Source organism: Aureimonas psammosilenae, assembly GCF_009176975.1.
Classification (GTDB): domain Bacteria; phylum Pseudomonadota; class Alphaproteobacteria; order Rhizobiales; family Rhizobiaceae; genus Plantimonas; species Plantimonas psammosilenae.
In genome coordinates this window covers 1-14222 of sequence record NZ_WEZG01000027.1, presented here as the reverse complement: position 1 = coordinate 14222, position 14222 = coordinate 1, and the positions used below count along the sequence as shown (strand labels likewise).

Sequence of the window (14222 nt, the reverse complement as noted above, 5' to 3'; positions counted from 1 at the left end):
GTGGCAAGCTCGGGCCGGTCCTCCACCGACTTGCCCGACAGTTTCTCCGACCGGATCACCGAACAACCGGCGCTCTTCAGCTTGTCGAGCTGGATCGTCAGGTCCTGATCGGTGGAAGACACGCGGGCATAGCCGAAACGGGGCATGGACAGGCTCGAGATCGTACCGGAAGGGTGGTTCGGACGAATGGGTCGTACCAGATCGGAAAACCGACCGCTATGGGACGATTTCGCGTGTTCCGCCGGAAGGCTCCATATCGGTATACCGTTATGCTACGTCGTTCGATGCGGGGTAGCTTTGGGTTGGAGTTGACGTACCCCCAAAAACTAATGAGGATCGGATAAGCGTCGTTCGGGGTTTGGTTACCATCTGAACGCTTTGGCGATCGCCCACGATGTCTCCTTCCCAAACCCTGACCGCGCTCGGTGACGAGCATGTCGGTCCTTTCTTGTCCGTTTGGGCCGCAGAACCAGCTGCGGTCGCGACGCGGCAGTCGCCGCACCTTTGCGGAGATTTCGGTGAAGCACTGAAATGGGCCTCCTCGCTCCTCGAAAACCCGGCGCAGACCAAGGATTGGCCATGGGTCATGCGGGAAGACGGTCGGGTCTTGTCTCCCGCATACCTTCGATCCTACGCCAGCACGTTCGCTGGCAGACCCTAATCACCGGTAGCGCAAACTCGCTCTAACCATCGCACAGGAGCGTCCCATGACGTCCGACAACGGCGGCAACCGATACGAGACAACCCACTTTCGGACCCTTGGCTGGGCGGGGGCAATTTGCTTTGCGATCGCACCGCCAACGTTTCTCTACGAATGGTGGCTGATGTTCTACACCACGGCCCTGGAAGAGAACCCCAGCATCGGCCTGATGATGGCCATTGCGTGCATCGCCAGCTTTGCCAGCATCCCGATGATGATCGCGGGTCGCCGCAAGCGATATTCGGCATCGCCTTCCGTTGATCGACTGCCGACCTTCCGCCGGCGCATAGCCGAGCCAAACACCTCGCTGCAGCCCGGCCAAGCGCCGATCTAGGCCCATCTCATCAAACGAATTGGGCCAGTTATCCAGGTAAGTGGACTGTCAGGACTATGGAAAAACGTCGAGCCGAACGTGAGGTTTGCAATTTGAAAGGCCGGATCGTCATTTTCGGAGAAGAAGGGATCTCCCATGAATGTCGTATTCTCGACCTCACAGCTTACGGCGCCTTGATCCGGGTCGACACCGACCGTTCGATCCCGCGTGAGTTCGAACTGATGATTGGCGATAGTCCGTTGACTTATCCCAGTCGTCTGGCGCGCGTGACAAAGACCGGTATCGGCGTGGAATTCTTGGATCCGCTTCGTGACGAGATTGCCAACACACTCATGGAGACGCTTTTCCGCGACGAACTTTTGCTCGAAGTGGCCTACGGCACGACAGAACGGCGTTCACCGTTGCGTCGTCGCGTTAATCGCGCCGTTGAGCAGGTTCTGGATCGTGTTGTTTTTCGCAGTCAACGGAAAGCGTGAAGGCTCCACGACATGGAGTGACGTGGCGAAAGTCCCCTTCAAGCCACTGCCTGCGCGGCGTGGCGCGACCGTCAGACCACACCCAAAACCATGACTTCGGTAATTCTGAAGATGCTGCGCTTGTTGGGTAGACCTAACAAAAACGCCCACCGGGGGAGGACCGGTGGGCGCTTAGCTTTCCGCCCTCGCTTGGGAGGAGAAGAGGACGGCTCGACCGAAGGGGGAGGACCTTCGGTCAGTCCACTCAAACCCTGGGAGGAGGATGGGTTCGAGCGAAACTCAATATCGATAAACTATGCGCTTCAAACCTTTCCCAGAAGTGCATTTGCCGCATAACAGCCGTGCAGAATTGCCGATGACCGCGAAAGCTTCGCAAAAGGGAAGGACCGTTGCATCCTCCCAGAGCAACGGTCCCAAGCGAGCTTGGCGCCCACCAACCGGCGAAGCTGCGATAGCCTCAAGCCATGCTCTGGATATCCTACTTTCCCCAATGAGTGTCTAGCTGCTGTGCAGCGCCTGGCGTTATTTTCACCAACAGAACTACCTGATGGCGTTCAAAGGTTTCTGGCTGCCATGATGGCCCGTACTGCATCTGCTTCAGGGCTTGCGCCACTGTGCTCCAAAAATTCAGCCACTGGCATGGACCGCTCCAATCCACCGGAAGATCGGTTTGGGCGGTGGACGACAATGTCCTGTCTGGTGGCATCTCGTCCAAAAAGCCAATCGTCGCCGTTTGAACTCCGGTAAACAACGAGAAAATCGGGCGTCCCTGCGCTGGCATTCGTTAGATCTGCCTGAGCGGCTGCGTTGGCTTGATCCCATCCGTCCCGCCAGTGATGCCAAGCCTTGGAGTTCGGATCATACGGATTGGAACCCCGCTTTCGCCCTTCGCCAAATGCGACAGTACCCTCAGCAACTGTTTGATCTGACATGTCTTAAATCTCCTGCATCCCCTGCAGGCTAAAATGTTCGAAGGACGTACGCGTTCGACCAGCAACCAAATATGTCGGACTGTCGTTCGGAGCGGTCATCTAGTCGCGTGAGCACATGCTGAAGAGCTCCCTGTACCTGGCCCTCACCGCCCAAATCATCACCGTCGTGGGGCTCGGCATCTTCACACACAGCAACAGTGGCCGGCAGAGTGATGCCGGCCAATCCGATAGCGGCGAAAGCCGAATGCCCGTCGACCGCGTTTAATGGTCGTGCTTGGCATGCGCTACGTCGTCCGCGTGTTCACGAAGGCCGGGTCCAACTGGACTGTGCGCGAAACCGGACATGCGTCGGAAGACGAGGCTCGGCAAGCTGCGTTCTGGCTTGGGCAAAATGCAGATGGAATGGTGGCGCTTGCCACCGATGTCGACGGCGCGAACAGGCGTGTGCTTTGCCAAACTGGAAAGTTTCCGCCCGAATACGAGATCTGAGCGTTCGGCTTAGGCTGCCATCTGCAGGATCTGCTCGACGATCCGGTCGTAGCGGTAGGGCTTGGCGATAAACACGGCATCCGATGGTAGTTCGGCGCTGCCGATAAAGCGTTTACCCGACGTGACGATGATATGCACGGGCGGCCAGCGATCGCGAACCGATTTCGACAGCGCTAAGCCATCCATATCGCCCGGCATATTGATGTCCGTGAACACGACCCGGATGTCAGGAAAGTTCTCCAGGCAGGCGATGGCCTCTCGCGCCGTTCCCGAGAAGTAGACCTTGAAACCTGCATCCTCAAGGAAGTCGACAGCATCCATCTGGATCAGTGGTTCGTCTTCAACGACGAGAACAGCGATGTCTGCAGTTCTCATGATGGGCAGCTTCCGGTTTGGTCATATCTCGGTCATGCCTACCTACCGCGAGACCGGATCAACGCAAGCTGCTGCTGCGATTAAGAAATCCTGAAATCAGCGGAACGACCCATTGCAAGCAAACCTTCTCAACAAAAGGAGGTCCGATGCTGTTTCGCATTCTGATCGTTGAGGACGAACCGCTCATCGCTCTCGACCTGGAAGAGATGCTGCAGGAAGGAGGGTTCGAGGTGATAGGGACGGCAGCCGATATGCCTTCAGCGCTCGCCCTTGCCGAACAGCAGAGGCCCGACGCCGCCACGATGGACATCAGGTTGAGGGGCGGTTCCGATGGCGTGGAAACTGCCTGCCGCCTTTACCGCGAACATGGCATCCGCTCGCTTTTCATCTCCTCCCATTTCGAAGCAAAGAAACGAGCAGCGGCTTCGGACTGCAATCCTATCGCTTTCGTGTCGAAGCCATTCCAGGCGGTGCAGGTGCTTCGCGAACTAGCGGGTGCTGGGTTTCGCAGTCTTCCCGCGGTTTCATCCCAAAGCTGACGATGAAAGGCATTGCACTTCCAGACGCGATGCGCTTCGGAATGTTCAGGGGACATTCGAGTATCGGGCCTGAAGCGAAGTGCAAATTCCAGAACGGGACGGGCAACAGGACGAAGCCCGTCTGAAGGCTCTTCGCAGCTATCAAATCCTTGATACGACCGCAGAGCGAGGCTTCGACGACATCACAAGCCTTGCAGCGCATGTCTGCAACACGGCTGTGGCGCTTGTCAGTCTCGTTGACCGTAACCGCCAGTGGTTCAAGGCAAGGGTTGGCTTCGAACCATGTGAGACCAACCTCGATAGTTCCGTTTGCCGTCACGCCCTTGGGCAAACCGAGATCCTTGAAATCCCTGACCTGACACTCGATCCACGCACGAGCACCAATCCGCTTGTGACGGGCGAACCCCATCTTCGCTTCTATGCTGGAGCGCCGCTCGCCACTGTTGAAGGCCAGGTGCTCGGAACGCTTTGCGTCATCGACCATACCCCCCGACAAGAGGGGCTGACGGATGCGCAAAGGAACGGCTTGAGGGCCCTTGCGGGACAGGTCATGGCCCAGCTCGACTTGCGACGTGCGCTCGCCGAACGCGAAGAGATGATGCAACGTCGGGATGCCGAACAGCGTGTTGCATTGGCTGAGGCGGCACGATTTGAAGCGATGATCGCCACACAGCAGGCCGTCGCGTCTGCCAAGGCTGATCTGGCGACTGTCTTCCAGTCGATCACCGATGGCGCGCTTCGCGTGGTCGATGCGGCCGAAGGCGCTGTTATCGAACTGCGCGACGGCGACCACCTCGTTTATGACACGGTGTCCGGGTCGTCCTTTAAACGCAAAGGCATCAGGGTTCCGATCGAAGCAACGCTGTCGGGCAAGGCTGTCTTGTCCGAGCGGCCGCTCTACTGCGCTGATACCGAGGTCGATCCGGACATGGATCACGCCTTGGCACGCGAGCTCGGCATCCGATCACTCGTGGCCGTACCCGTAACACGGCGGGGCGAACCGATCGGCGCTTTGAAGGTCCATTCCACCAGAGCCGACGCCTTCTCGCCTCGCGATGTCGTCATGACGCAGATGCTGGCCGGGCTGGTTGCTTCTGCCTTCGGTGATGTTGCCGAGGTGAAGGGACGCCAGGCACTGAAGGAAGCGGAGAACCGCTACCGCCGGACGTTCGAAAGCGTCACGGAGTTCGGCATCATCGTGACCGATCTCAACTGCATCATCACGGAATGGAACACCGGGGCGGAGCGGATCTTCGGCTGGTCGGCCGATGAAATTGTCGGGCACCATGCGAACCTCTTCTTCACGCCCGAAGACCGGCAAGCGGGCCGGGTGAAAGTCGAGATGCGGCAAGCGTTGCGTGATGGCCAAGCGGTCGACGAGCGATGGCACCTGCGCAAGGACGACACACGCTTCTACGCCAGCGGCAACATGATGCCGCTTATGGACGACGATGGCCGGCATCTCGGCTTCATCAAGATCGTCCGCGACCGCACCGAACAGCACCTGGCCGGGAAGGCGCTCGAGAAGAGCCGTCGTGAGCTGGAGGAAAGCGAGGTCAAATGGCGAGGCCTCTTCGAGCAGCTCGAGGAGGGTTTCATCCTCGGCCGCGTTCTCCGCGGGGAGAAAGGACAGGTTGTCGACTGGGTTTATGAAGAGGTGAACCGGGCGTGGGGCGATCTTGTCGGGATCCCGTCAAAACAAGCTGTCGGACGCACGATCCGGGAGATGTTTCCTGGCATCGAGGACGCTTGGGTCAAAGAGTTCGCCGATGTCGTTGAAACCGGTGAGGCGATCCGCTTCACGCGCCAGGTTGGTTTGTTGGATCGTTGGTACGATGGCATCTGCCAGCCGGTGGGTGATGACCGCTTCGTGGTGCTCTTCATGGAAGTCACGAAGCGCGTGCTCGCCGAACGCCAGCGCGAAGCGCTCCTCGTCCTCGGCGACCGTCTGCGCGAAAGCGAGAGTGTTTCGACCCTCAGTTTGACAGCCTCCGAGATTGTCGGCCGAGCCTTGAACGCCACGCGAGCTGCTTTCGGCATCGTCGACCCCGACCAAGAAACCGTCGTTGTTCAACAGGACTGGTGTGCGCCGGCGATGCCGAGCGTCGCTGGTCATCACAGCTTCCGCACCTTCGGGACGTATATCGAGGACTTGAAGAACGGCGAGACCGTGATTGTCCGGGACGTCCGTCACGACCCACGCACCGCCGGCGAGGGTGCGGCCGCCCTTGAAGCTATCGGCGTCCGGACGCTGGTCAACGTGCCGATCCTGATGCGCGGGCGCTTGGCGGGCGTTGCGATCGTCCATTTTGCCGAAGTCCGTGATTGGACAAATGACGACACAGCGTTCCTTCGCGATACCGCCGACCGGACGCAGCTCGCCGTCGCACGGGCACAGGCCGAGGAGCGACGGACGGTGTTGAACGCCGAACTGGCTCATCGGTTGAAGAACATGCTCGCACTCGTCCAATCGATCGCGACGCAGACGCTCCGAACGGCCCCGGATCTTATTCAAGCGCGTAAGGCTTTGACCGATCGCATTGGTGCCTTCGCCAAGGCTCACGACATCCTACTCGTTGGGCAGCGGGATGCGGGCGATGTGAGAAACATCGTTCTGAGCGCCGTCGATCCGCATGATCCAGGAGGTCGTGTGAACCTCATCGGACCCGAACTCGACATCGGACCGAAGGCCGCACTAACCCTTTCCTTGATTGTCCATGAACTCGCGACCAACGCAGTGAAGTACGGAGCGTTATCGACTGACGAAGGACACATAAACGTCGAGTGGTCGGTAGAGAAGGCTGCTGCCGATGGACGTCAGGAATTGACCTTCGAATGGCGAGAGGTCGACGGGCCACCCGTAACACCGCCGACCAGAAAAAGCTTCGGTACGCGGCTGATCGGGATGGGTCTGTCGGGCACGCTCGGCAGTTCGTCTGAGCTGACCTATGCTGCGGACGGCGTCCGCTGCCGCATCACTGCCTCGCTTGCAGAACTCCAGACAACGGATGAACCAGAAGCCGTCTGAATACATGCGCTGCGAATAAGTGATCCAGGAGATCATCACGTCGGTTCCCATCGACGCATTTATTCATAACGATGAATATGTGAGCGATAACTAATCGTTCACTGCGCTGGAAGGCGGGAGCACTCAGCCTCTTTCTAACTTCCACCGAGCGCGCAAATGACAGTCGCAATGCTCGGCGAATGACCGGGCAAACCCCGACTGCCATTCCCCGAGTATCCCTTGTTGCATCATTTGAAGATCTCCACACGCCTTTCCCTTGGCTTCGCTTTCGTGATCGGCATCATGATCGCCATGGCTGCTTTCAGCGTCATCAAGGTCGATGCGATCAGCGACAGCCTTGGCACGATCAACGATGTGAACAGCGTCAAACAGCGCTACGCCATCAATTTCCGGGGCAGTGTCCACGACCGGGCGATCAGCCTACGCGACGTCGTTCTGGTGGAAGATCCGCAAGCTCGCGAGCAAGTCTTCACCGACATCGATCGCCTCACAAAGAAATATGAAGCTTCGGCTGGACCGCTGGATGACATCGTTTCGAAGGGAACCATGGAAGAGAAAGCGATGGTCGCCGGTATCAAGGAGATCGAAGGACAGACCCTTCCCTTGATTGAGAAGGTCAGTTCACTGCGACGGGAAGGCCGCGTGGACGAGGCTCATCAAATCCTTTCGAGGGATGCATCGCCCAAGTTCACCGAATGGCTGCGCCGAATCAATCAGTTTATCGACTTGCAGGAAGCGGCCAACAAGGAGATCGGCGGTCGCACGCAAGCGGCTGCCTCCGGTTTCTTCATGCTCGTGATCGGTCTGTGCTTTGCCGCAACGCTTTTGGCAGCGTTCATCGCCTTCTTGTCCGTTCGCTCGCTTCGTCCGCTCAACACGCTCACCAGCTTGATGGGCAATATGGCGCGAGACGACCTGTCGGCTGCTGTTCCCTTTACGTCCAGACAGGACGAAGTGGGTGCTATGGCGAAGGCGGTTGCGGTGTTTCGCGATAATGGCATTCGTTCGCGAGACGTCGAAGCCAAAGCCGAAGAAGCGCGCGAGGCGTCCGAACGGCTGCGTGCGGATCGTCTACTTGTCGATCAGGTGAAGGCGGAGGAACTGAAGGCCTTCGTACATCTGGTCGAGACCAGCTTCGATGCACTGTCTGCTGGCGACCTGACGGCTCGTATGAGTCAACCTGTTGCGGCCGAATTTGAGCCGATCCGTGCTCGGTTCAATGTCTCCATCGAGCAGTTGGAGAGGACAATCGGCAGTGTGGTGAGCGCCGTCGGCTCCATGCGCACCGGCTTGCAGGAGATCACCGTGGCGGCGGGCGATCTTTCCCAGCGCACCGAACAGCAGGCCGCTAGCTTGGAAGAAACGGTCGCCGCTTTGTCGGGGCTCGTTCACGGTGTCAATCTGACGGCGCAAAGCGCAGACGACGCCAAAGCCGCTGCCGCAGTCGCGCAGAAAGAAGCCGAGAAGGGCGGTTTGATCGTCGGGCAGGCGGTATCTGCGATGACGGCGATCGAGCGCTCATCAACGGAGATCGGCAAGATCATTGGCGTCATCGATGAGATTGCCTTTCAGACCAACCTTCTCGCACTGAACGCAGGCGTCGAGGCAGCTCGCGCTGGCGAGGCAGGACGCGGTTTTGCGGTGGTGGCTCAAGAAGTGCGGGGACTTGCTCAACGCTCAGCCGAAGCGGCGAAAGAGATCAAGGGTCTGATCTCAGCATCCACCATTCAAGTGGAGCGCGGCGTGGCACTGGTATCTGCGTCTGGCCACTCGTTGGAACAGATCGTTCACCAGGTTGGAAGCGTGTCCCAGGTCATCACCGATATGGCAATGGCAGCTCGCGAACAAGCGGTGAGCCTGAAGGAGGTTTCGGTGGCCGCCGACCAAATGGATAAGGTCACTCAACAGAACGCCGCGATGGTCGAGGAGACGACTGCTGCCGCGCAGTCCTTATCGAGCGAAACCGATGAGCTGGCGGAATTGACCGGGCGCTTTCTCACCGCCGCTGAGGTGGATGGAGTGGCGATCGCGAAGCGGCCTACAACGCTCGCATCGTACCGTTCTCGTCCGAGCAAGGCTTCGACGCCCATTCGCCAAGCGCGTCAAACAGGACAGATCAAACCCGCATCTGATGCATGGGCTGAGTTCTGATCGGGCATCGATCTACTGGAGGTCGTCAACAACCTTTCGAGTACCATGGAGGTCGAGAGACCATCGAAGGGTCAAAGGCAGCGGCGTCCAGAACCCCGTTGTGATACCTGCCTGACGAAGTGTCGCGCTGGTCCATACATTGCAGCCGACCAACGCGTTGAAAGAGCCCGTCGCCTCAAAGAAACGGTCGTAAGCGCCGTAGCCAGCGCCTGGTATCGGAACTCGAGACGCAAAGCTTTTCTCTATCGAAGCGAGCAACGCTTCATAGTCGGTATCATTCAGAACGAATTCGCGGGTAGCGCTATCTGGCTCAAATGGTCCAGCAAGACCGACATGCATCACGGCAGTATCCAGCGTCAGCGCACGGAGAAGCGGCTCAGTTTTCAGATCGCTCCAGTTCGGCGTTTCCAAATAGAAGCTGCGACCGCCGCGCCCAATAAGCAACCAGTTCGCACGCTCGACGGGAAGGCCGGCGTTTCGCAGAAACCCAAAGCGCTCGACGAGGCCTATGTCGACGGGAAGGGCAATATCGGTGTGAATCGCGCTCGCGACTATCCGAATACGGTGGTGCTTTTGACCGCCATTGGCTGGATGTTCGGGGCTGAGCGGGACAATCGTACCGAGGACAATCGCGAGGATAAGGGTAACCGCCAGTGAGGCGAGGCCAAGCAGGGCACGGCGAACGAGCCGGCGTCCGACATTCTTTGCTTCGGGCACAAGTTCAATCATCCAGTGTGTCCGTCGGAGGAATGCGAGTTGGGGCTAAATCGCTCAGGGGCGTTGTGCCGATGCACATCGTCTCGTCGTTCGGAAAGTCGATGGGAAGGCGCCGTGCGATCTGTTCCGGGCTTCATGCTCTTGCCAATCGCCGATATCGTCCGCTTTCCATGCCGACGGCCCTTCCATTGGGTGAAGGGGCCGGGAACGAAGGCGCCGCTCGAGGCCGTGACGATGCCAGCCAGCCTGTCCTCGACATAGGCGCGCAGAGCAGGATTGAGCGCAAGCTTGGCTGTTTTCGGTCGCCGGTCTGATCGCTCGACATGCCACCGAGCCGTGGTCACGCGATACTCCAGTCCACCGCTAAGGGTGCCGGCGTTGCGCCGTAGCTCGCGGGACATCGTCGAGGAGGAGCGACCAATGCGCCGCCCGATCTCCTGCATGGAACAACCTTGCACATGCAGGATGCCGAAGCCGCATACTACGCTCAGCTTGAGGTCGTCCGTGTCGCCGCGAAGCACTTAAACCAAATGGCCTGTGGGAAACACGGTGCGGTTCACAGCGCCCGCCGCCGTGCCATCACCGGCTGCACCGGCGATTTCGAGCCCACTATGCAATAGAATTGAACTGGGCTGCCTTAATAGGTCAGGTCAATTCCCAAACCGCCTTCAGCGACGTTGCGCGGTGCGATGCGGAAATTGTTAGAGAAGGCCAGTAGCTGCTGGGTTGCGGACGGCCCAGCAAGTATCCCTGCAGATGACTGCAACCATTCAGAACAAGTGCGATCCTCTGCTCGTCTGTTTCTACACCTTCGGCCGTCGTCGAAAGACCATAGCCTTCACATAACGACACAACTGATCGGATCACCGCTGTCGACTCGCGTGTGTCGTCGATGCCCGAAACAAAGCTGCGGTCGATCTTGATCCGCGTCAAAGGCAAGTGCTTCACCAAGCTGAGGGACGAGAAGCCGGTGCCAAAATCGTCCAACGCTATACCGACGCCAAGATCCCGCAGGCAGCCGATCGTATACGAAGCCAGTTCCAGGTCTCCAAGGATCGCCGTTTCCGTGATCTCCAACTCAAGACGATCTGGACGCAGCCCGGTTTCCGCCAGCACAAGCCGTACCGTGTTGACGAGTTTCTCATCGCAAAGCTGCGTAGCCGATAGATTGACGGAGACTACGAGATCATCCTGCCAAGCCGCTGCTGCCCGACATGCCGTCCGCAGAACCCATTCGCCAAGTTGACCCATCAAATTGAGTTCTTCGGCCAACGGAATGAAAACCGCCGGCGAGACATTCTTCCCTGTTTGATCCTGCCACCGCAGCAAGGCTTCGAATCCGATGATGCGATTTGTCTGAGCATCAACGACAGGTTGGTAGTGCAATTCGAAATCGTTCGAAGCGACCGCAATCCGAAGTTTGGTTTCCAGGACGCTGCGCTGCAGCGCTCGCTCATTCATCGACGGATCGAAGAACCGAACACAGTTCCGACCGTCCTCCTTGGCTTTATACAAAGCCAAGTCGGCATTACGCAGGATTGTCGCTTCGTCCGCTCCGTGCTTCGGCGCCTGAGCCACTCCAACGCTCGCGCCAATAACTGCCGTCTTGCCTTCGATTTTGATCGGCTCGTTCAGCGCCGTCACGATGCGCGCCGCCATCCATGCGATCGCTTCATCGTCAGGCGACCCAAGTTGGAGAATGGCGAACTCATCACCACCCAAACGCCCGATGACACCATCGTTGCCTGCAACGAGAGAAAGACGTTTTGCGACCGTCCGCAGCACCTCATCGCCAACATCGTGGCCGAAAGAGTCATTCACCGGTTTGAAGCGGTCGAGATCGACATAATGAACGGCAAGCGCTGCGCCAAACATGACCTGCGGCAGTTCATTTTGAAGATGATCGAGGAAACCAACCCGGTTGTTGATGCCGGTTAAGCCGTCGTGCGAAGCTTGATGCTCGAGTTCCTGAGCATTCGTCCGCTGCTGCGTGAGATCCCGGGTGATCTTCGCGAACCCAACATGCTCGCCTTCATCGAAAACGGGAGTAAGTGTGACGCTGGCCCAGAACGCCGATCCGTCCTTGCGATATCGCCAACCTTCTTGAAGGTAGTGGCCCTCTCGAAGAGCTGTCGCTAGGTTTCGTAACGGCAATGCCGCTTTTCGGTCGTCATGCGAAAAGAAGCACTCGTAGTTCCGCCCAACGATTTCGCGGGCGCTATAGCCCTTTGCCCGCTCAGCGCCGATATTCCAGTTCAGAACGATCCCGTCAGGATCCAGCATATAGATCGCGTAGTCTCGCACAGCTTCGATCAGAAGGCGGTACATCGTTTCCTGCGAGATCGCCTTCGGCATCGTATCGTTCCCCAAACACCACACGAATAACCGAGGCGACGTTACGGACACCTTGCAAACTCTCCCCACCGCAACAAACAAGGGGAGGCAATTTGCTGACCCAGGCAATTTTCAGCATCGATTGCGCCAAGCCAGCGAGGAAGGATGACCAATTTGGCCATCCCTCCCGAAGCGCAAGACTACGCTCATGGCACACGCTCGTGGTTGCGGCAGGAACGTGGGCAGGCTCCCCGTACAAGCCATTCAGTGAGCTTGTCGAGTGCGATCACGATCACGTCTAATACGGCGCGAGAAACATGATGGCCAGCGCCAGCGCCGCGCAGAATATACGAAACAGCGGGGATCGTGCACCGCCTTCAATCTGTGCGGTTCTCGTCGCAACATTCGCTGCCATGTTTCCACTGGCCAGCCCAGCTATCTTTGCGGTAACCTCAAAAGAACCCTTCTGTACTGGCCGTTTCCAAATCCAAGCGAGAGCGGCCGTCTCCTGTCATCAAAACAGCCAAGGCTTCTTTTTGAAAATGAAGCGACATGCCTTCCTGTTGTCGGGCAAGCGCACGATGAGCGAACTGAGTTCTGGGTCCTGTACTCTATCGGCCGCGTCGAGCACGCCGAGCCAGCATTGAAGGCGCTCACCCGCTTCCTTCCAGTTCTCCGACTGCTTTTTGACGCGCAGAACGAATGTGAGAACTTTGGTGTGTCGGAAATCGGATTTAGCACGCCGCCAGTAGCCATAATGACCAATGGGCGTTGGCATGACCTTACCTCGCACGCCCGCTTCCTCATGCGCTTCCTGCGCCGCAGCGTCGTCGTCGGTTAGGCCACGCATTGGCCAACCCTTCGGGATAACCCAGCGTTGCGTAGTGCGTGACGTTACCAAACACACCTGCAAACGATCGTCAGCGCCCAAACGCACAGGCAGAGCTGCAATCTGTCGATGTGTTTTTGTTTCAGGCACGACGCATCCGGTTTGAGGTTCGATTTCAAGATGAACGAAACCGATGTGATGCTATAGCCGAAACTGTTCCGAATATTTTGATATTCAGAGCAAAGCGGCATCGGCCACCCGCGGCGGCACCTTGGCGATGCTCGCATCACCTTGTTAAAATCCGAAACCACCGTTTCGGATTTTAACAGACGCTATGCTAGGCTTTTCAGAACGTCACGGATACGAGGCTCCCGAGAGGCCAATCGTCTATCGTGAGGACGCCAGCGGTAACCTCCGCGAGATGCTGGTGGAGCTGGCGGAGAAGCACGGCCTAAGCCCGCACACGATCCGCAGCATCCTATGCGGCCTCCTATTCGTCGCACCGGACGCAAGCAACTGGACGCCATATCCGAACGTCGATGGAGAGTGCCGCATCCTCTTACACGACTGCCTTTGGAACGAGGTCTACGACGCAGCGGAGCTGTTCGCGCGCGAGATTTACGACAACGGCATCGGTCACGAGACGGCGTTGGCGTTCCAACACGACATCAACCGGCTTTTCCTAAAGGACGGGGCAGGGTGGAAGATGCAGGACGGCATCATCATCGCTCGCGGTTCCGAGCCCTTCAACGTTGCCACGGTGGAGGCACAAACCCTTTTAGCCGCCAAGAAGCAGGCCACCGCCGCATCGGAAATCCATGAGGCGATCCGGGACATTTCGCGGCGGCCGCATCCCGATAGGACGGGGGCGGTGCATCACGCGATGGGCGCGATCGAGTGCCTGACGCGCTCCCTCTCCGGCGATCCGAAAGCCACCCTCGGTGAAATCGTCGGGACCAAGGGAAAGCAGCATGGCATCCCGGCACCGCTCGATCAGGCCGTGACGAAGCTCTGGGGCTACACCTCGGAACATGGCCGACACGTCCGCGAGCAGGGCGAACCATCGTTCGAGGAAGCGGAGCTGATCGTCACCGTGTCGGCGGCAATCTGCACCTACCTCGCTCGCAAGATGCCATGATCTTCGTTGCCTACTATCGCGTTTCGACCGCTTGGTCTGCCCCCTGAAAAGTGGTCCTCGCTGAAGTAGGCTTTTGAGCCGATGGAGGATGCCCAGATGGGACAGAAGAAGCACAGGCCTGAAGAGATCGTCGCCAAGCTTCGGCAGGTGGACGTGCTGTTGTCGCAAGGCCGCCCGGTG

Annotated in this window: 12 protein-coding genes and 1 pseudogene; 7 read left to right on the top strand and 6 right to left on the bottom strand. The window is 58.4% G+C overall.

Going from position 1 to position 14222, the window contains the following annotated elements:
* Positions 1 to 146 (bottom strand): recombinase family protein (locus F9929_RS23400; protein ID WP_193227892.1); only part of this gene is annotated, 146 nt, incomplete at its 3' end.
* Positions 147 to 707: 561 nt separating this feature from the next.
* On the opposite strand from F9929_RS23400, the gene F9929_RS23395 reads away from it, so the two are divergent.
* From F9929_RS23395 to F9929_RS23385, 3 genes are all read left to right on the top strand, one after another.
* Entirely contained in the window at positions 708 to 1034 is a 327-nt protein-coding gene (locus F9929_RS23395; RefSeq protein ID WP_152048972.1) for a hypothetical protein, read from the top strand.
* A 56-nt stretch (positions 1035 to 1090) separates the two neighbouring features.
* On the top strand, positions 1091 to 1510 hold the full coding sequence (locus tag F9929_RS23390; protein ID WP_152048971.1) for a PilZ domain-containing protein: 420 nt from the start codon (positions 1091 to 1093) through the stop codon (positions 1508 to 1510).
* A 1211-nt stretch (positions 1511 to 2721) separates the two neighbouring features.
* Positions 2722 to 2931, top strand: a complete 210-nt coding sequence (locus tag F9929_RS23385; RefSeq protein ID WP_152048970.1) for a hypothetical protein — start codon at positions 2722 to 2724, stop codon at positions 2929 to 2931.
* Positions 2932 to 2940: 9 nt separating this feature from the next.
* Here F9929_RS23385 and F9929_RS23380 read toward each other — a convergent pair whose 3' ends face one another.
* Positions 2941 to 3306, bottom strand: coding sequence for a response regulator (locus F9929_RS23380; protein ID WP_152048969.1), 366 nt, complete (start codon positions 3304 to 3306; stop codon positions 2941 to 2943).
* Between the two features lie 146 nt (positions 3307 to 3452).
* Between F9929_RS23380 and F9929_RS23375 the strand changes: the two genes are divergently transcribed.
* From F9929_RS23375 to F9929_RS23365, 3 genes are all read left to right on the top strand, one after another.
* On the top strand, positions 3453 to 3845 hold the full coding sequence (locus F9929_RS23375; RefSeq protein ID WP_152048968.1) for a response regulator: 393 nt from the start codon (positions 3453 to 3455) through the stop codon (positions 3843 to 3845).
* A 79-nt stretch (positions 3846 to 3924) separates the two neighbouring features.
* Positions 3925 to 6873 (top strand): GAF domain-containing protein, encoded by a 2949-nt coding sequence (locus tag F9929_RS23370; RefSeq protein ID WP_152048967.1) that lies wholly within the window; start codon positions 3925 to 3927, stop codon positions 6871 to 6873.
* Between the two features lie 219 nt (positions 6874 to 7092).
* Positions 7093 to 9024 (top strand): methyl-accepting chemotaxis protein, encoded by a 1932-nt coding sequence (locus F9929_RS23365; RefSeq protein WP_152048966.1) that lies wholly within the window; start codon positions 7093 to 7095, stop codon positions 9022 to 9024.
* A gap of 12 nt (positions 9025 to 9036) precedes the next feature.
* Here F9929_RS23365 and F9929_RS23360 read toward each other — a convergent pair whose 3' ends face one another.
* The 4 genes and pseudogenes from F9929_RS23360 to F9929_RS23345 all read right to left on the bottom strand — a co-directional run bounded on the left by F9929_RS23360 (position 9037) and on the right by F9929_RS23345 (position 13012).
* The gene (locus F9929_RS23360) at positions 9037 to 9753 is read right to left on the bottom strand and encodes a TIGR02117 family protein (protein WP_152048965.1); all 717 of its coding nucleotides are present in this window, start codon (positions 9751 to 9753) and stop codon (positions 9037 to 9039) included.
* A gap of 58 nt (positions 9754 to 9811) precedes the next feature.
* Positions 9812 to 10208: pseudogene (locus tag F9929_RS23355) on the bottom strand (helix-turn-helix domain-containing protein); the annotation flags it as partial.
* Positions 10209 to 10386: 178 nt separating this feature from the next.
* A complete protein-coding gene (locus F9929_RS23350; RefSeq protein ID WP_152048963.1) occupies positions 10387 to 12096 on the bottom strand; it encodes a putative bifunctional diguanylate cyclase/phosphodiesterase in 1710 nt (569 codons plus the stop codon).
* Positions 12097 to 12589: 493 nt separating this feature from the next.
* Entirely contained in the window at positions 12590 to 13012 is a 423-nt protein-coding gene (locus tag F9929_RS23345) for an NUDIX hydrolase (RefSeq protein ID WP_268915692.1), read from the bottom strand.
* Positions 13013 to 13238: 226 nt separating this feature from the next.
* Here F9929_RS23345 and F9929_RS23340 point away from each other — a divergent pair, with 226 nt between their 5' ends.
* Positions 13239 to 14042, top strand: coding sequence for an AbiJ-NTD4 domain-containing protein (locus tag F9929_RS23340; RefSeq protein ID WP_193227893.1), 804 nt, complete (start codon positions 13239 to 13241; stop codon positions 14040 to 14042).
* Positions 14043 to 14222: the final 180 nt, after the last annotated feature.